We start from the raw sequence: 17,802 nt of genomic DNA, 5'->3' as shown, positions 1-17,802 counted from the left end.
GCGTCGTGCGATGGTCTGACCCTACTTTTACAGAGGTGAAACTAAGCGAACAGCTTAGGCTTTCTTCGGAGCAGCCTTCTTCGCAGCGGCCTTCTTGGCAGCTGGCTTCTTGGCGGCAGCCTTCTTTGCAGCCGGCTTCTTCGCAGCAGCCTTCTTGGCCGCTGGCTTCTTCGCAGCAGCCTTCTTCGCCGCTGGCTTCTTCGCAGCAGCCTTCTTGGCCGCCGGCTTCTTTGCAGCCGCTTTCGCGGTCGTTGCTTTCTTCACTACTTTCTTCGTCGTTGCTGCTTTCATGGTTATAACTCCTCTTGGTTGGCAGATTGCCCGGTAAAACTCAAACGTGGATGCCGACTGCCGGGGCACCCACAGAAAAGGGGGAGGTGATCGACGCGCAGCGTGCGGCGCGAGAGCGGACGACGATCAATCGCGAGGAGCGCGATGTGTGGTTTTCGATCGATGTGCTGTCCGACGTATTGAAATTCATTGTTGAAGCATGCTTGTCACGCGGGCGCAAAACTAATCGTTGTGCGCTTGACTGTCAACACGTTTCGTGTTCTGGGACTCAAAGAAATGCAATTGCGTTGCATCGATCACACAACTTGTGTGCGCCGCGTCGACTGATTTTCGACCAAGCACGAGCATCACACACCACCACCAACCGGTGCACGCGTGCTCGATGCGTGGCATCGCTTGTGCTGCACATATGGCTGTATCGCGGCCACAATGATCGCCTGCAAACCGCGCCAGTATTGACGATCCACGTCGTAGTCGAAGCGCAGCGACAATCTTCGAAGCCATGCGTTGACCGGTTTGCATGCCACTCACCCGACGCACATCGGACCGCGATCGACGCTCGCGCAACCACTTTCGACAGCGATTCTTGCGCTCGGTGTGCGCCGATGAGCGGCACGCGCTGCGCACCGCCGATTCATCGGCGCACTCAGGCCATTTGCACGGCCCGAACGCCAACGTCACCCCAGAATGCAGCAGAATCCGTATCCAAGTGGACGCCGCGAGCACGCTCGCAGCCCGTTCGTCACCGACATCGCAAGGAGGCAAGACATGCTCAGTCCAGTCCATTCACCGATCCAACGCGCGCACTTCGCGATTGCGATGACGCTGCTCTGGGCGGCGTCCACACCACTCGGCGCAGCACCACCCACTACCCCGAGCGCGCCGATTGCCGTCGCGACGCCGCATGCGGTGGTCGCGCCATTTGGAACGCGCGACGACCCGTATTACTGGCTTCGCGACGATGGCCGCCAAAGTGATGCCGCGATTGCGTTGCTCACCGAAGAGAATCGCTATGCCCGGGCAAGCCTTGATCATCTCAGGCCGAGCATGGGCCAGTTGTACGTCGAACTGCGCGGCCGTACCGCCGAAGCCGACTGCAATGTGCCCTATACGAAACGTGGCCTTTGGTTCCAGACGTGCACACGCGCTGGGCTTGCGTACCCAGTACATCTGTACAGTCGTCGTGCCGATTCCCGAAAGCCCGAGAGCTTGCTTGACCTCAATGAGCTGGCAGCCGGACACCGGTTCTTTTCGGTGGGCAGCTTTGTGGTCAGTCCTGATGGTCGCTACCTGGCGTGGACCGAGGATCGGGTCGGTCAGCGACGCTACCTGCTGCGCATCCGCGAGCTGGCGACCGGCCGCGAGATCAGCGAACCCATCGCCGATGTTGAGCCGACGATCACATTTGCCGACAACGGCGTGCTGTACATCCGAAAGGATTCGCGGACGCTACTCGGCAATCAAGTATTGCTGCACGTGCCGGGGCAGTCGGCTGCTGGCGATCGACGCTTATATACGGAGTCCGATCCGACGGCATTCCTGACGGTCAAGCGCACCCGCAGCGATCGCTTCATGCTGATCGGTTCGTCATCAACGGCGTTCACAGAGTGGCGGTTTGCCCGGGCGAGCGATCCAGAACTCGCCTTTCAAGTGATCTATCCCCGCGAGAATGGACACGAGTACGACGTCGAGGACCACGGTAAGGAATGGCTACTGCTCAGCAACTGGCGTGCCGACAATTTTTCGATTTTTCGGGCTCCCATCGACGCGGCATCAGATCGTTCACAGTGGCAGGAGTGGCTGGCAGGCGACACGACGCGCCTCTTCGAGACCATGGCAGTCATGCAGGATGCGGCAGTCATCAGCGAGCGCAGCGCCGGCCTGAAGCGATTGCGGGTCAAATATTTCGCCGACGGCGCCGAGCATTTGATCCAGTTTCCGGACCAGAGTTACGCGGCGTTGCCCAGTAACAACCCAGAGCAGGCTAGCCAAAAGTTTCGTCTGGTGTATTCGGCGTTGAACACGCCCAGCTCGATTTTCGAATACGACCTGAAGACCCAAAAGCTCAAGCTGCTGAAGCGGGAGCCAGTGCCGGACAAGCGCTTCAAACCCGGGAACTACGTCTCGGAACTCCATATGGTGCCAGCCCGCGATGGCAGGCAGATTCCCGTTTCGCTGTTGTATCGAAAGCGTGCCGGCGCGCGGCAGGCCGCTACGTTGATCACCGGTTATGGCGCGTACGGCACCTCGACTGATCCGGTATTCAACGGCAACCGTCTGAGTCTCGTCGATCGCGGCATGCTGTTTGTCATCGCGCATGTCCGCGGTGGCCAGGAAATGGGTCGGGAGTGGTATCAGGATGGTCGGCATCTGAATAAGTTGAACTCGTTCTACGACTTTCTTGATGTGACCGACTGGCTCGTTCGCGAAGGCCGATCGGACCCCAAACGGATCGTGGCCCAGGGAGGTAGCGCCGGCGGCTTGCTGGTTGCGGGTGTCGCGAACATGGCACCCAATCGCTATCGCGCCATCATTGCCAACGTGCCGTTTGTCGATGTGGTGACCAGCATGCTTGACGCGAATCTGCCGCTGACTGCCAATGAGTACGGCGAATGGGGGAACCCCATGCTGGCTGAAGACTACGCGTACATGCTCCGCTACTCGCCCTATGACAATGTCACCGCACAGGCGTATCCCAATATGATGGTGACAACGGGCCTGTTCGATACGCAGGTTCCGTATTGGGGACCAGCGAAGTGGGTGACCAAATTGCGGCGCATGAATCAGGGCGACAGCAGGATTCTTTTGATGACCAACATGTTCTCCGGCCACGTGGGCAACTCCGGGCGCTACCAGCGCCTGAAGGATGTGGCCTTGAACTATGCGTACATCTTCGACCAGGTCGGCATCAAGGTGCACATCACCAGCAAGCGGCACGTGGACTGGCCTAAGCGCAGTATCGATGGCGCCTTCCTGGTGTACAAGACCAGCCCGGACGCGCCCTGAGCGCCGGTCAGCAAGAATGCCGCGCTGAATCGCCGCCGTTGCCGACGTCCAAAGGCGGCGCCGGCACCTGCCCGATTTCGGACGGACAACCCGACAAGTCCTTCCGGTATTTTCGGTATAGTCTTTCTGTTGGCTGACGCAAGCGCCGACTCGGCTCGGCATTGGTCTTGCATTTCAATTAAGGAGTGATGGCTTGAATCAGATCTTGATGACCAAGATCCGCCGCCAAGGGCGTCGGCTCACGAGCTTGCTGGTACTTTGCCTGGTGCTGTCGGCGTGCGGGCAGTCCGGCGAACTTCGCCACCCGGATGCGCCGGCGCCAGAGAACAACCCTGCGGCGACGGAATGAGCATTCGCTTTACCAAGATGCATGGAATCGGCAACGATTTCGTGATCATCGATGCCCGAAGCCAGCCGGTCGATTGGTCGGCCGAACTCGCTGAGCAGATTGCCGATCGGCACTTTGGCGTTGGCTGCGATCAACTGATTACCATTCACGCTGGCACGGACGGCGCCGCCGCGCGCTATCGGATTCTGAATCAGGACGGCAGCGTCGCGGGTCAATGCGGCAACGGACTGCGCTGTGTAGCGGCGTGGCTGTGGCGGGACAATCCGGCCTTACCCAATCCCCTGCTTATCGATGGCGATGCCGGGCGCATGGTCTGCGAACGTCTCGCTGACGGCCGCATTCGGGCAGCGATCGGCGAGCCGATGTTTGCGCCAGCACAGATTCCGTTCATGGCTGACGAGCCGGCCGCCCACTATCTGTTGGAATTGGCGGACGGCTCGATCGATATCGGGGCCGTGTCGATGGGCAATCCCCATTGCCTGGTGGTCGTTCCGTCGGTCGATCAGGCGCCCGTTGCGACACTCGGCGCATTGCTTGAGCGCCATCCGCGATTTCCGGATCGGGTCAACGTCGGCTTCGCCGAGGTGGTGAGTCGCGCCGCGATTCGACTCAGGGTGTTCGAGCGCGGCGTAGGCGAAACTCTAGCTTGCGGCAGCGGTGCGTCGGCCGCGGTCGCTATCCTCAGGCAGCGCGATGTGGTGGATGCCACCGTTGGCGTTGACCTGCCGGGTGGCCACCTCGACATCAGCTGGGCCGGACCTGGATCGACCTTGCTGATGAGTGGACCCGCACAATTTGTGTTTGATGGAATCTGGAACCATGACTGATTTTGCTACGCGCCGTGAACTCGATGTACTGGATGTCGCCGGCTTTCTGCGCCGCAATCCGGACTTCCTCAGTGAGTTCCCAGACCTTGCGCTGACGCTGCGCCTGCCGCGCCATCAGGGCGCCAGCACGTCGCTTGCCAGCTATCAACTCGACGTGTTGCGCGACAAGAACCGAGCGCTCAGTCGACGCCTCCAAGAACTGGTGGGAATCGCCCAGGACAATGAACAGCTGGTCGCGCGCGTCCACAGTTTCACACTGAGTTTGATGCGTGCACATACACCGACCGATACGTTGTCTACGGTAGTCGCCACGTTGACGGAAGACTTTCACACCGATCTGGTGCGCGTGGTGCTGTACCGGGACCCGGGCTTTCAATCCGAGTGGTTGAACGTGATCGACCGACAGGATCCGCGACTCAGTATGTTCTCGGAGTTCCTGAGTCAAGCCGAGCCACTGTGCGGGCGCTTGAATGAAGATAAATTGGAGTTCCTGTTTGGCGCCTTGTCCGAGCGCGCTCTTTCGGCCGCGTTGTTGCCGATCGAGGACCTTGGTTTTCTGGCTATCGGCAGCAAGGATCAGAACCGCTTTCATCCCGGCATTGGGACGCTGTTCCTGAAACTGATCGCCGATGCGGTGGCCGCGGCCATGTCGAGGTTCGGCCCATGAGCATGATTTCCGGATTGATTCTGGCGCTGGTGCTGCAGCAGGCTCCCGAGCGCCCGGCCGAATGGGCAACACCCATTGCGATGCCTGGCTTGCCGAATCTGCATCAAGTCGACACCGGCATCTACCGAAGTGCGCAGCCTGAAGCGGGCGCGCAGGCATCACTGTCGGCGCTCGGCGTCCGCAGCGTGATCAGTCTTCGCTATTCGGAAGACGATCCAGCGCTCCTTCCGAATGTGCAACGCATCCATGCGCCGATCGAAAGTTGGGACGTGGACCACGATGAAATCATGTTGGCACTGAAGTCCCTGATCGATCCGGACAACCAGCCCGTGCTATTGCATTGCCGACATGGCGCCGATCGAACCGGGACCGTAATGGCGAGCTATCGCATGGTGGTGCAAGGCTGGTCAGCCGATGCCGCCATCACAGAGATGCGCGAAGGTGGATACAACTACCACGCGATCTGGCGCAACATGATTCGCTATCTGGAACGTCTGGATGTGACCGCTGCGCGTGCGGAACTGGGCCTGTCCGGCCCCGCACCGACAACTGCACCGTCAATCAACGCGAGCACGACGCCATTGGTGCCGTCCGGCAAGCACTGACGTGACGTCGATCGGCAGGCGTCTTGATGGACGCGCCAACCAGGTCTGCGGGCCGGTCGCGAGCGATAGCCCCTAACTCACGACCGTGATGCGACGCGCAGCACAGGCCGGTACCTGTGCTGCGCCACCCCGAACATGGGTTGCTACGCCGATTCCTCGTCGTACGATTCTTCCTCGGCCGGCTCCTCATACGATTCTTCCTCAGCCGGCTCCTCGTATGATTCTTCCTCGGCGGGCTCGTCGTAGGCCGCCTCTTCTTCATACGACGCTTCTTCCTCAGCCGCAGCTTCGGCTTCGGCGGCGGCTTCCGCTTCGGCAGCCGCTTCTTCTTCCGCAGCAGCTTCGGCTTCGGCAGCAGCTTCGGCTTCGGCAGCAGCTTCGGCTTCGGCAGCAGCTTCGGCTTCGGCAGCAGCTTCGGCTTCGGCAGCAGCTTCGGCTTCGGCAGCGGCTTCGGCTTCGGCGGCAGCTTCTTCTTCCGCAGCGGCTTCGGCTTCGGCAGCCGCTTCTTCTTCCGCAGCGGCTTCAGCTTCGGCGGCAGCTTCCGCTTCAGCAGCTGCTTCTTCTTCCGCAGCGGCTTCGGCTTCGGCAGCCGCTTCTTCTTCCGCAGCAGCTTCAGCTTCGGCGGCAGCTTCTTCTTCCGCAGCAGCTTCAGCTTCGGCGGCAGCTTCTTCTTCCGCAGCGGCTTCAGCTTCGGCGGCAGCTTCCGCTTCAGCAGCTGCTTCTTCTTCCGCAGCGGCTTCGGCTTCGGCGGCAGCTTCTTCTTCCGCAGCGGCTTCGGCTTCGGCAGCCGCTTCTTCTTCCGCAGCAGCTTCAGCTTCGGCGGCAGCTTCTTCTTCCGCAGCGGCTTCGGCTTCGGCGGCAGCAGCGTCGGCTTCAGCGGCAGCAGCATCGGCTTCGGCTTCTTCCGCATCGGCCTCCGCGTCTTCTACGACCGTCTCTTCCTCGTAGCTGGTTTCCTCTGAGGATTCCTCGACGTATTCCTCAGCGTAAACGCCCTCGCCTTCGTCCTCGGCCGTGGCGTAGGAATCCGGAACGTCGTCCGGGTCTGCGGCATACGTTTCCAGATACTTGGCGTCAGCGACGTAACTGTCGTCGTAGTATTCCTCGAAGTCCTCCGTGTATTCCTCGTTGACTTCTTCGAAATACTCCTCCGAGTAGGTGGTCTGGTAAGTCTCAGACCGCACGTACTGCTCGTACGTTACGACTTCATACGTTTCCTGATACACGACCTCGTAATACTCGGTCGTGTAGGTCTCGTACTGCTGCACGAAAGTAGGCGAATAGAAGTAGTCCTGATACTGCCAGACCTGGTTGTAGGCCCGTCCGACATCGTAGGCGTCGTAGCGGTTGTCGACGTAGACGTCGTAGTAGTAATCGTTGTTCGGAACCGAAAAGTAGCCGTCGTTGTAATCCCAGGCCGAGAAGAAATACAGCAAGTCACCCAGCCAATGATTCAAGTCGCCCAGTGCATAGACCGCACCAGACCAAGGGTCGGCGGTATAAACCCAGCCGTATTTGTCGATGGTGTAGGCCCAGCCCGTGTCCGGGTCCATAAACCACACCTGCCGGCCGGGGCCGATCGCAAAGGCCGTGCGGGACTTCGGGTCGGTCTTCCAGCGCAGGCCCTTGCGCAAATTCCACCCTTGCGCGCGCTTGGCGCCACGCGGCGGTTGCCGGGCGATCTTGCCGCGCTTTGGTTTGTGTATGGTTCGTTTCGTGACGCGCGCTTCGGCTTCGCTGATTGGCATGGCAGCCAACCCCAGCCCGCCCAAGGCCAGTGCCGCGATCATTGTGAATCGCTTCAATAACGTTTGCATCGTCTTCCCCGTGAAAGCCTCGGACTGAGGCCTGAACGGAGTGTATGCCTTTAGTCATGGACACGTGAACGGCGGGAGCCATTCACGCATCCAACGAAACGAACCGTTGCGATTGATTCAGCGGCCGAACCTATTCGGCAATGTAACGCCAACCTTGCGCGGCATCGGTGCGCGCCCAGACCGTAAAGAACGGAATCGGCGGCGGGATTTTGCTGACATCGCCCTCTGCACCCGGATGAATTCGGATAAAGCCAAATGTCACCCCAAGATCGCCGGAATCGGCAACGTCGACTGCCGCATCAGCCGCCCAGTACACGCTACTGCCAGTGGCCGGTTCACCGCCTCCAACCAAGGTGCCAATGGCTTTGGCGCCCACCACGATCTCAACATTCGCCGGCCCGCCCAGATTCAACGCGTCATCGCGACCAAATTCGGTAAACGCGGGACCTAGACCAACCACTTGGGCGCGGTCCGAGAATGCTTGTTCGGCGGCACGCAAACTCGCAAGGCGTAGGCTCGCCGATGCTCCGTCCAGAGCAACGGCCGGCGCGCTGAAGTCGGGGAGGCGCTGCAATAAAGGCGCGTCGGCGGGCGCCGGAATCATTCGATACGCAAAAGCCGCCCAGCCGTCTTTCTGGCGCTGCCAGTAGGCCAAGTATTTGCCCCGCGCATCCGTTCCGTCCGACTTGGTGATGGTCTGGTATCCGGCCGTGAATCCACGCTTGCCGTCAGCCGATACACCGACGCGTACGGGTTGCCAGCGTATCGATCGCCCCTCTGCCAACGGTCCCGCCATGAGCGCCTGCATGGCTTCAGATTTGGACTTGGCAAAGCTACCGGCACGCCTGAGTGGCACCATGACCGCATCGGCCAACAACGCATCCATGGCTGCCTCAGGACTCAGATTCTGCTGCCCCAGGGTTTGATCATGCTGAAAGAGCGTCGCTGCGGCTTCAGTATCGGACTTAGCGTGCGCCAACAGCGGCAGGAGCAACAATGGAACGAGACGAAACAATCGGAACATGAGTCGGACCTGGCTGTGGCGAGTGATGGCGCCATTATGCCCAGGACCGCGTTGTCTTCTGACCCGGCTCGGGTGATTGGCCAAGCCGGGCACAACATAAAGCGTTGGTGCGCGCTCAAAGGGCCTTGGCGAATACCTCGAACACCAGATCGTCGCGCTTTGGCAGACCAAAGCGCGCATCACCATACGGAAACGGTTTCGTTTCGCCGGTACGGCGATACCCGCGGCGTTCGTAATACGCGATCAGCTCCGGGCGGATCGAGAACACTGACATGGTCATCCGCTGGTGGTGCCACTCGTCCCGCGCCATGGCCTCGGCGGCTTTCAGCAACGCATCGCCAATACCTTGCCCCTGAAGATTGGGCCGCACCGAGAACATCCCGAAGTAGCCGGCGGTCGGGAGCCGCTGGACATTGATGCAGGCCAGCAAGTCACTGCCGCGCTCGGCCAACAGAATGACCGAATCCGGTTGCTCCAGAATCTCGCGCACGCCCTCCGCATCGGTGCGCTGACCTTCCAGGAACTCGGCCTCGGTGGTCCAGCCGATGCGGGACGCATCGCCCCGATAGGCGGACTCGACGAGCGCCACGATGGCAGGAATATCGTCGTAGTGCGCGGGGCGAAAACGCAGGCTGGTGTCAGACTCGATCATGGCAACTCGATTGCGTACCGATTGGGGCAATTCCCTCGGCGCCAATTTCAGCAGAGACGGAGCGCCGACGCGACTGACATTGGATAGGGGCTGCCTCGGCGCCAACAGCGTCAGGCGGGCGTCTTGCGGGGCAGATCATCCGCCAGATGGAGCCAAGGCACTTGGGTTTCGACAAACACATGAACCTGAGGCTCGAGCCCGAGTTCGCCTTGAATCAAGGCCCGGGCCACGTGGACTTCGCCCGGCCAGCGTTCGGATCGGAACAGCATCGGGCTGCCGCAGTGCCCACAAAAACCACGCTCGGCGCCCGGCGAGGACGCATACCAGCGGAGACTGTCGATCTGGCGCCACTCGACTTGCGCTGCCAAAAACCCGACCCACGTGACCACGCCAGCGCCATGCGCACGCTGGCAAAGACTGCAATGGCAGTGCGCCACCCATTGGCTCGGCAACGTGCAACGAATATTCACCGCACCGCACAGGCACTGCGCGGTCACCGTTGCCAACGATGATTGGGTCATCCGATGCGGTGATCAGCGCATCGTGCCAGGCAGCAGCGCGCGCCAGCGGGACTTCGCGCTGCGGCCCAGGCCGTGCCCGGGCTTGGCAGAAGCCTTTTGCCGGGCCGGTGCCGGCTTTTCGGCAGGCTGCACATCCAGACCGGCCGCCTCCATCCCAATGCTGCCGGCTTCGGCCTCAGCATTGGCGCCCGGGCAGTTTTCCTGCGTATTCGACACCACAGTCGTACGCGCCGCTGCGAGCGACGAACACGCCAGCAGGACAGTGGCCAACAGCAGTGAGGAGCGCCGACTCATGACACACCCGAGAAAAGAGACAGGTCCTGCGATCCTGACAGGCTGGTATTCAGGTTCAAGTGACAAATGGCATATGTATCGATTTTTCCATTGTGCATAGCAACAAGAGATTCCGGTCCGGGCTGCATACACTCCGAGGCTCATTGCTCGGTGGTCCATGGCGGCATCCTTTTCATTTCAGCGAGTTTCCGGTTACGGCACCAGGCGGGCGCTGATCGCCGGCATTCATCGCGTCATCGCGCGCCGTGACGACACCAACCGGATCAATGTGTTCCCCGTGCCTGATGGCGACACCGGGACCAACATGGCGTTCACGCTGGCGGCCGTGCTGCAGGGAGTCAAAGCCAGCCGGCTGGCCAGTGCCGGTGAAGTCATGCGGCGGGCGGCGGCCGAGGCCATCGATGGTGCCCGGGGCAACTCCGGAGCCATCATGGCGCAGTTTTTTCAGGGGATGTCGGAATCGCTCGGACCAAGCAAGCGGATCAGCCTGGAGGCGCTGGCCCGGGCCATGACACAAGGCTCCAATCTGGCGCGCGAGGCCATGGCGGAACCGCGCGAGGGCACGATTCTGTCGGTGATACAGGCATTCGCAGTCGGGCTTCGCGAGCAATCCGAGACCGGGGCCCGCGATTTCCGCGGCGGGTTTGTCCGGGCACTGGAATCGGCCCGCGACGCGTTGCGCCGGACGCCTGAACAGTTGGCGGTCCTGAAACAGGCTGGCGTCGTCGATGCGGGCGCCAAGGGCTTTGTCGATTTGCTGGAGGGCGTCGCTGAGTTCATCGAACATGGCCGCAAAGCCATTGTGCCGGTCGACACCGAGCAGTTGGGTGACAGTGGGGTCGAAGCGACGCCAGGCGCCTACAGCGCCGACATGCACCGCTTCTGCTGCGAATGCGTGCTGAGCGGCGAGGACGTCAGTCGTGGCGCCCTGAAATCGGCGCTGCTGGCGCTGCCGATCTCCAGCCTGGTGATCGCTGGCACGCGCGAGAAGGTGCGCATTCATGCGCACATCGATGACCCGTGCCTGTTGTTCGAGGCCGCCGAAAAGTTCGGTCGCGTCAGCGCGCAGAAGGCCGACGACATGCGTCAGCAAGCGGCTAGCGCACACAGCAGTCGCGAGCAGGTTGCGATCGTCGCGGATTCGGCCGCAGATGTCCCGCCCGAGGCGCTCGAAGAACTGGAGATCCACCTCGTACCGGTGCGCATTTCCATTGGCGGTCGCGACTACCTCGATCGAATTTCGCTGTCACCAAAGCAGTTCTATCAGGAGGTGCGTGAGAGCCCCGTCCCGCCGCGCACTTCCCAGCCGCCGCCGGGCGACTTCCGACGCTTGTTCGAGTTCTTGTTGTCGCACCACCAGCAATTGGTCTACGTCGGCCTGTCGCGCGCGTTGTCTGGAACATTGCAGTCGGCCGAAAGCGCCGCCCAGCGGACCGACCCGAGTCGGATCCAGATCGTCGACACATTCTCGGGTAGTTGCGGCCAGGGCCTGATGGTGATCTGGGCCGCGGAGGCGGCGAAAGCCGGCTGGCGTGCCGATGAGATCGTCGCCGGGTTGACGGAGCTTCGGGCCAAAACCACCTATTACGCGATGATCCGCGATGTGCGTTACGGGGTTCGCGGCGGCCGGGCTCCGGCCTACGCGCTGCCGTTGACGCAACTGTTGCGCGTGACGCCGATCGGCCATGGCCGCAAGGACGGCAAAGTCGGGCTGAAAACCGGGCTCTGGGGCAAAAGCCGCCTGCCAGAACGCTTTGCCGATTTCATTGCCCGCAAGCTTTGTCCGACCAAGCAATGGCGCGTCTTGATCGGCCATTGCGATGTTCAGGACGAGGCCGAGCTCGTTCGCCGCCGGCTGCTTGCCAAGGGTTTACCGATTGAGCGGACTTGGGTGATGGATGCGGGCGCCGGCATTGGCGCCCATACCGGTCCTGGTTCGATCGTCATTGGCGTGCAGGAATACCAGGCGCCGGTGGCGCGATGAGCGCGCTTTGGCTCGGCAAGATTCTGCTCGCCTATCTGCTCGGCTCCGTCTCCGGATCGCTGATGGTCGGGCGGCTTCGCGGTGTGGATATCCGCACCCAAGGCAGTGGCAATGCCGGCGGCACCAATGCCTTCCGGACTCAGGGGCTTGGGTTTGCGCTCGCCACGGTCTTAGTCGATGTGGGCAAGGGTGCGCTGGCAGCGTGGCTGGGTGGTCTGCCCATTGCTGATGATGCGGGCGGACTGAGCCCGGCGTTGCTTGCTTCGGCAGCAGCGATCCTGGGTCACGTGTGGCCGGCGTTTCACGGCTTTCGTGGCGGCAAAGGCGCGGGCACGATGATTGGCGCGCTGCTGGTGCTGTGGCCGTTTGCGCTCGTACCGGTGCTACTGGTCTGGCTGCTCAGCCTGAGCCTGACCGGTTTTGTCGGGCTGTCGACGATGCTAGCCGGGATCGCGCTGATTCCCACGGCTTGGTTCTTCCGTACCGATCACGACGCGCGTTGGCTGATCGCTGCGGCAGTCATCGCTGCCTTTCTCGTTTTCACGCACCGAAGCAATATCCGGAAGATGCGCGACGGCCAGGAATACTGCTTTGCCAAAGCGCAAATCTGGAAGCGACTCCTGCGCCAATCAGCAAGACCACCGGTTTAGCTAAGCGCCCAGGGCAGTCCCCACGAATCGACCGAAGTCGGGCAGCGAATAGCGCATCATGATGCGCGCGTTCTTCGGCCAGCCCATCCGCCCCGTCCAGTCAACGAGGGTCGCGCCGCGACTCAGACGACCTTCGAGCTCGACCTTCAAGCCACGCGTCTGCCACTCCTGCACGTGCTCGGGCCAGAGTGCCGCTGCCATCGCCAATGCATCGGCGGCAAACCAATGCGTCGGATGACGCTCTTTGCTCATCCAGGTCCGGGTCTTTCTCGAAATGGCGCGGTAAAAACGCGCGTAGTCGTGATCGGCGGCGAGATACTGGTCGAGTTCGGCGATCGGCAGGCCGTGCGCCATGGTCGCTTCCCAGTCCACCAGATCAAAGCTGGGCCAGTGCGAAAACACAATATGGGCCGCCTCGGCATCGAATCCCGTGTTGAACTCCGCCGGCAATCGCTCGGTGTTGCCACGGCCCGTCACCGCGCCACCCATGATCACCAACCGTTTGACGAGATTCGGGAGCTCCGGCTCCAGCGACAGGGCCAGGGCCAAGTTGGTCAGCGGCCCGAGCATGATCATGTTCAGCTTGCCCGCATGCTGCCGCGCGAGTCGGATCATCGCTGCCACCGCGTGCTCAGCTTCGGCCAGATGCTTGGACGGGCGGTAGCCAATATCCCCAAAACCATCCAGACCGTGGACAAACGCGGCGTCATCGGCTGGCCGCACCAGCGGTTTGGGTGCACCCACATAGACGGGTGTTTCAACGCCCATGACTTCCGTCAATTTGAGCGCATTCTGGACCGTGTGCTCAATCCCGACATTGCCAGCGGCGATGGTCATCGCCAGCACGCGGACATTTGGCAGCCGGTGCGCGGCGAGAATCGCCAACGCATCATCGACGCCCGGATCGGTATCGATCAACCACGGTTCCATAGGCTTATTCCTTGAATTCCTGTTCCAGCCAGCGCCGGTAACAGAGTTGCTGCACTTCGTTGAAAACTGGCTTGCAAGCCGGATGTTTGCCCAATTCCAGCGCATCGCATTGCTGCTGCTGATACGCCGCCGAGTCAAACAGTTCGAGCGGCATTGGCACGCCTTCGCAGAACGGCCCGGTGGGCTTTGCCACCATCGTGCAGCCCCGAAAGAAGCCAAGCAGCGGCATGCCATCAGCGAACCCGGTTGTTTTCTTCAATCGCGCCTTGGTTTCATCGAGACAAGCCTGATCCAGGCGCTCCTGACCGAACGACCGGCCATCCTGGATGGCCGACTCGGTGCGTTTGAAGAACACGCCGCCATCCTGCCAGATGACGCTGGCGACAATGGCCAGCACGATCAACGTCAGCACACCGCCGACCACCACCACGCCGACGCAGCCACGACGCATTCGATCGATCTTCGGTTTTGGTCGGACGGGCAGGTCAGTTGGCATGGCGACATCAAGGGCGTGGCCCTGCATCTTTTCAGATGCCGGTTTCCCGGGTCAATCGGCGCGTCGTCGCCGCGCGTCCGCAGGCGGAAGCAGCTTCCCGGGATTCATGATGCCATCCGGGTCCAACCACTGCTTCAGGTCGTACATCATTTCCAAGGTCGCGGCATTGAATGCACTGGGCACGAAGTCGCGCTTGTCCAGCCCAATCCCATGTTCGCCGGACAAGGTGCCACCCAGCGCGATGACGGTTTTGAACAACTCGGCGAGCACCGAGCGGGCCGCTTCGGCATGGCGGGCGTTGGCCGGGTCGATCAGCAAATTGACATGGAGGTTGCCGTTGCCCGCGTGACCAAAGCACACGATGGGAAACCCGGCCGATGCCGACCATTGTTCGGTCGCCCGCACCAACGTCGGCAGACACGACACCGGCACGACCACGTCCTCGTTGATCTTTTTCGGCGCCAGTGTTCTGAGTGCCGGCGACAGCGCTTTGCGAGCCTTCCACAAAGCATCGGTGGCGGACGCGGTATCCGCCTGAACCAGTTCAAGCAGGCCCCGTCCCGACGCCGCCTCTTGCAGTCGTGCCAGTTGCCAGGGCACGGACTCGGGTTCGCCGTCGCACTCGATCATCAACATCGCCCCGGATTCCGAAATCGCGGCGCCACCGATGTCGCGGGCCAGACGGATGGCAGTCGCGTCCATAAACTCCAGCGCGCTCGGCACCACGTTGCCGCGCATGATGCGAGTAACCGCCTCGGCCGCCGTCTCGACATCGGCATAGAGCGCACGCAACAGCGCGGACGCTTTGGGCAGGGGCAGTAGTTTGAGCGTGGCGTCGGTGATCAGACCAAGCGTGCCCTCGGCGCCGATCAGCAACCGCATCAAGTCATAGCCCGTCGCGCCTTTTGTCGTTCGCGTGCCCAGCCGAAGCGCCCGTCCGTGGCCATCGATGGCACCAAGGCCCAACACATTGTCACGGCAAGCGCCGTACTTCACGGCGCGCGGGCCACCCGCGTTGCAGGCCAGATTGCCACCGATCGTGGCGAACGGTGCGCTGGTCGGATCCGGCGCCCAAAACAGGCCATGCGGCTTCAGCGCGGATTGCAAATCGCCGTTCAGGACGCCCGGCTCGACGACCGCCAGGCGGTCATCCGGATTGATTTCGATGATTCGATTCAATCGCTCGAAACTCAGCACCACGCCACCTTGGATCGGGATCGTCGCTCCGGTGGTATTCGTCCCGCGACCACGCGGCACGATCGCCACGCCATATTGGCGACACAACCGGACCAGATCGGGAAGATGGCCTTGCTCGCGCGGGATCAACACCGCATCGGGCAATTGCAGGCGCCGCGAGTTGTCGTAGCCGTAAACGTGGCGCGTCGGCAAATCGACATGGCACTGATCACCCGGAAACAGTTGCAAGAGTGCGGCGCGAAAATCAGCCGACAGATGCGACTCAGGTTCGGAAGGCATCTTTGACCCACTCGAATTGCAAGGCAGCCAGCGGGCCATGTGCCGCGATCACATCGAACCGCATCGGCGACAGCGCCACGCGTGGATGCTGAACGACCCACGCCTGCGCGGCCTTGATCAGACGCGCCTGTTTGTGCCGGTCGACCGACTGCAAGCCACCGCCAAAGCGATCATCGGCGCGATAGCGCACCTCCACGAATACGATGACCTCACCGTCCTGCGTGATCAGATCGATCTCGCCGTATCGACTATTGGCCTGGCGCGCCAGAATCCGATGTCCAGCCTTGCCGAGCATGACCGCGGCAGCGGCCTCAACCTGATCGCCAAATGCCCGCTTCGCCGAGATCATGGGCGCGCTGGCGCGAGCTCCTGACTCTCGGGCTGGCCCTCAACAAACCGATACCAGCTGAGCCCGCGCCGGACGCGGCCTTGTGGATCGAGTTGCAGGCGCCCATTGGCGCCATCCAGGTAGCTGCCCTGATGCATGCGCAAGTACTCGCGAAAACTGAACAACACATAGGCATCCATCCCGAACGCAAACAACCGCGGGCTTTGCAGTGCGGAGGGTAGGTGCTCAGCGAGTTCGACGCGCGGCGGCAAGGCCACGCCCTGGTTATGGGCCCAAGGCGCATCCAGGAACGAGACGCCGTTCAGATCAGCATCGGACGCTGGATTCGCCCCGGAAAAAATCTGCGGCGCGGCAACGAGCGGCAGCACATCGAGCCCGCGTACCTTGAGCTGCGGGACAAGCAGACGCGCGTCCGGCGCGCGCACCGCCATGAAGACCGCGTCGATGCCGTAATCGTGCGGTGCGGTCGGTTCGGCCGCGGGCGCGGACGCAGCATTCGGATCAGCCGCAGGCGTCGGCGTTTGTGGCGGCGGTGGGACCCATACGGCCTGAATGGCCTTCAACTCATTGCCAAAGTCTATGGCTCCGGATTTGATTCGCGTTGCGGCCAGCACCGACGCGCCCATGGCTTCGGCCTGGGCGCGGAACGCCTCAACGGCGCGGAGCGACCAGTCCTCCTCGGTGCCAATCACGACAAAACGGCGGCGCTCACTGCCGATCAACGATTCGGCAGCAGAGGCGCCATCGTTCTCGGGGGCCAGCGCAAAGCGGTCAGTGTCGACCCCGAGCAACTGCCCCGGCTCCGGCTGATTCAGCAGCAAAAACGCCTGGCCCGGCTTCCGCGCAGCCAACACGGCATCCACTTGGTCACGCTCAAGCGGACCGACAAAGTGCGAGAAGCCAGCATCGATCGCTTTCTGAAATGCATCAAGGGCAGATTTTCGCGTGGCGCCGGTGTCAAACACTTGCACCTTGGAGATGTCTTTCCGCGCAAAGTGCGTGGCCAGAAAGCCATCGCGAATCACCTCGCCGGCGGCGGCAAACTCGCCTCGCGTCGGCACGAGCAACGCGAGCTTCTGAACAGGCCGGTAGGCTGCCCCCGCGCTGCTTGGGTCGGACGATATGGCGGCGGTGACCGGCAGTGCCGCCCGCGGCGGAATCAGTTTTTGTCGCTGCAGCATCACCTCGATGTAGGGCCGCATCGGCGCGTCACCCGGCAACTGCCGCAACTCGGCCGACAAACTCGCGGCGGGCAGCTTGCCGAGCTCCGACATCAGCTCATCGATGTTGCCCGATCGATCTTTGGGATCGAGCAGCGCCGACAGCGCCAGCCGGGTGCGCGCCGCTTCCATCGGACGGTTCAGGCCGCTCTCGGCGCGAGCCTGCAGCTCCAGTTGACGCGCGCGTTCGGTCGCCGGCAGGTCCGGCATGATCAATAACGCGAGCGCCTGCTCGAAAGCCTGTTCGTGCACCAGATACTCGGCGCTGAGCAAATCGAACTCGAGTCGCTGGGCGGGCACCAGCTTCTTCAGCTTGATTTCGCCCAGAATGCGTTTCAGCTCGACGAAGTCGCCTTCGTCACGCCACGTGCGCGCGGCAAGCAGTTGATAATGGATGCGCTGCTTGCGCTCTTTCCGGGCCAGTTCCTCGTAAGCCATCGCGGCAGCGCGCAAGTCGCCGGCGGCGATCTGTTCGGCCACTGGGTCGACCGCGGGCGGTGGTTCCGGGCGCGTGGGCGTCGACCCACATCCAGCGAGGGCCAGCAGCATGCCTGCCAACAGGAGCGATCGCGGCATTCGGGTCAAAGACGTCGGCACAGGCAATTTCCCGCTATTGTGGAGGTTTGGAGTTTAGCGGAGCCAGC

The 17,802-nt window shown here is 62.0% G+C and carries 18 protein-coding genes; 7 read left to right on the top strand and 11 right to left on the bottom strand.

The window, feature by feature from the left end; genetic code table 11:
- Nucleotides 1–54: 54 nt before the first annotated feature.
- Entirely contained in the window at nucleotides 55–291 is a 237-nt protein-coding gene (locus C7S18_RS21885) for a histone H1 (RefSeq protein ID WP_106893577.1), read from the bottom strand.
- 768 nt (nucleotides 292–1,059) lie between these two features.
- Here C7S18_RS21885 and C7S18_RS21875 point away from each other — a divergent pair.
- The 5 genes from C7S18_RS21875 to C7S18_RS21860 all read left to right on the top strand — a co-directional run bounded on the left by C7S18_RS21875 (nucleotide 1,060) and on the right by C7S18_RS21860 (nucleotide 5,745).
- The gene (locus C7S18_RS21875; protein ID WP_170113427.1) at nucleotides 1,060–3,297 is read left to right on the top strand and encodes a S9 family peptidase; all 2,238 of its coding nucleotides are present in this window, start codon (nucleotides 1,060–1,062) and stop codon (nucleotides 3,295–3,297) included.
- A 193-nt stretch (nucleotides 3,298–3,490) separates the two neighbouring features.
- Nucleotides 3,491–3,646, top strand: coding sequence for an LPS translocon maturation chaperone LptM (gene lptM, locus C7S18_RS24635; protein ID WP_170113426.1), 156 nt, complete (start codon nucleotides 3,491–3,493; stop codon nucleotides 3,644–3,646).
- Entirely contained in the window at nucleotides 3,643–4,473 is an 831-nt protein-coding gene (dapF, locus tag C7S18_RS21870) for a diaminopimelate epimerase (protein WP_106893574.1), read from the top strand. Before lptM ends, dapF begins: the two co-directional genes overlap by 4 nt.
- On the top strand, nucleotides 4,466–5,140 hold the full coding sequence (locus C7S18_RS21865; protein ID WP_106893573.1) for a DUF484 family protein: 675 nt from the start codon (nucleotides 4,466–4,468) through the stop codon (nucleotides 5,138–5,140). Before dapF ends, C7S18_RS21865 begins: the two co-directional genes overlap by 8 nt.
- A complete protein-coding gene (locus tag C7S18_RS21860) occupies nucleotides 5,137–5,745 on the top strand; it encodes a tyrosine-protein phosphatase (protein ID WP_106893572.1) in 609 nt (202 codons plus the stop codon). Before C7S18_RS21865 ends, C7S18_RS21860 begins: the two co-directional genes overlap by 4 nt.
- Nucleotides 5,746–5,888: 143 nt before the next feature.
- Here the strand turns inward: C7S18_RS21860 and C7S18_RS24755 are convergent, their stop codons facing one another.
- The 5 genes from C7S18_RS24755 to C7S18_RS21835 form a co-directional block, all read right to left on the bottom strand.
- Entirely contained in the window at nucleotides 5,889–7,562 is a 1,674-nt protein-coding gene (locus tag C7S18_RS24755; RefSeq protein WP_206207940.1) for a hypothetical protein, read from the bottom strand.
- A 130-nt stretch (nucleotides 7,563–7,692) separates the two neighbouring features.
- On the bottom strand, nucleotides 7,693–8,586 hold the full coding sequence (locus tag C7S18_RS21850; protein ID WP_170113425.1) for a DUF4440 domain-containing protein: 894 nt from the start codon (nucleotides 8,584–8,586) through the stop codon (nucleotides 7,693–7,695).
- Between the two features lie 115 nt (nucleotides 8,587–8,701).
- The gene (locus tag C7S18_RS21845) at nucleotides 8,702–9,238 is read right to left on the bottom strand and encodes a GNAT family N-acetyltransferase (protein WP_106894139.1); all 537 of its coding nucleotides are present in this window, start codon (nucleotides 9,236–9,238) and stop codon (nucleotides 8,702–8,704) included.
- A 110-nt stretch (nucleotides 9,239–9,348) separates the two neighbouring features.
- Nucleotides 9,349–9,759, bottom strand: coding sequence for a GFA family protein (locus tag C7S18_RS21840; RefSeq protein ID WP_106893570.1), 411 nt, complete (start codon nucleotides 9,757–9,759; stop codon nucleotides 9,349–9,351).
- Nucleotides 9,760–9,771: 12 nt separating this feature from the next.
- Nucleotides 9,772–10,053 carry a hypothetical protein gene (locus C7S18_RS21835; protein ID WP_106893569.1) on the bottom strand — a complete coding sequence of 94 codons (282 nt, stop codon included), beginning with the start codon at nucleotides 10,051–10,053 and terminating at the stop codon, nucleotides 9,772–9,774.
- A 157-nt stretch (nucleotides 10,054–10,210) separates the two neighbouring features.
- On the opposite strand from C7S18_RS21835, the gene C7S18_RS21830 reads away from it, so the two are divergent.
- On the top strand, nucleotides 10,211–12,037 hold the full coding sequence (locus C7S18_RS21830; RefSeq protein WP_106893568.1) for a DegV family protein: 1,827 nt from the start codon (nucleotides 10,211–10,213) through the stop codon (nucleotides 12,035–12,037).
- Nucleotides 12,034–12,687: a glycerol-3-phosphate 1-O-acyltransferase PlsY gene (plsY, locus tag C7S18_RS21825; RefSeq protein ID WP_106893567.1), complete on the top strand. Its 654-nt coding sequence runs from the start codon at nucleotides 12,034–12,036 to the stop codon at nucleotides 12,685–12,687. The genes C7S18_RS21830 and plsY overlap by 4 nt, the downstream gene beginning before the upstream one ends.
- Here the strand turns inward: plsY and C7S18_RS21820 are convergent, their stop codons facing one another.
- The 5 genes from C7S18_RS21820 to C7S18_RS21800 are packed head-to-tail and all read right to left on the bottom strand — an operon-like array spanning nucleotide 12,688 to nucleotide 17,734.
- A complete protein-coding gene (locus C7S18_RS21820) occupies nucleotides 12,688–13,617 on the bottom strand; it encodes a nucleoside hydrolase (protein ID WP_106893566.1) in 930 nt (309 codons plus the stop codon).
- 4 nt (nucleotides 13,618–13,621) lie between these two features.
- The gene (locus C7S18_RS21815; protein ID WP_146152065.1) at nucleotides 13,622–14,113 is read right to left on the bottom strand and encodes a hypothetical protein; all 492 of its coding nucleotides are present in this window, start codon (nucleotides 14,111–14,113) and stop codon (nucleotides 13,622–13,624) included.
- A gap of 51 nt (nucleotides 14,114–14,164) precedes the next feature.
- Entirely contained in the window at nucleotides 14,165–15,589 is a 1,425-nt protein-coding gene (locus tag C7S18_RS21810; protein ID WP_106893564.1) for an FAD-binding oxidoreductase, read from the bottom strand.
- A complete protein-coding gene (locus C7S18_RS21805) occupies nucleotides 15,573–15,938 on the bottom strand; it encodes a YraN family protein (RefSeq protein ID WP_106893563.1) in 366 nt (121 codons plus the stop codon). The genes C7S18_RS21810 and C7S18_RS21805 overlap by 17 nt, the downstream gene beginning before the upstream one ends.
- Nucleotides 15,935–17,734, bottom strand: coding sequence for a penicillin-binding protein activator (locus tag C7S18_RS21800; protein ID WP_106893562.1), 1,800 nt, complete (start codon nucleotides 17,732–17,734; stop codon nucleotides 15,935–15,937). The genes C7S18_RS21805 and C7S18_RS21800 overlap by 4 nt, the downstream gene beginning before the upstream one ends.
- Between the last annotated feature and the right edge of the window lie 68 nt (nucleotides 17,735–17,802).

Origin of the sequence: Ahniella affigens, from assembly GCF_003015185.1 — a bacterium.
GTDB lineage: Bacteria > Pseudomonadota > Gammaproteobacteria > Xanthomonadales > Ahniellaceae > Ahniella > Ahniella affigens.
The sequence above is the reverse complement of the archived record's forward strand: the minus strand, read 5'-3'. Positions and strand labels throughout refer to the sequence as shown.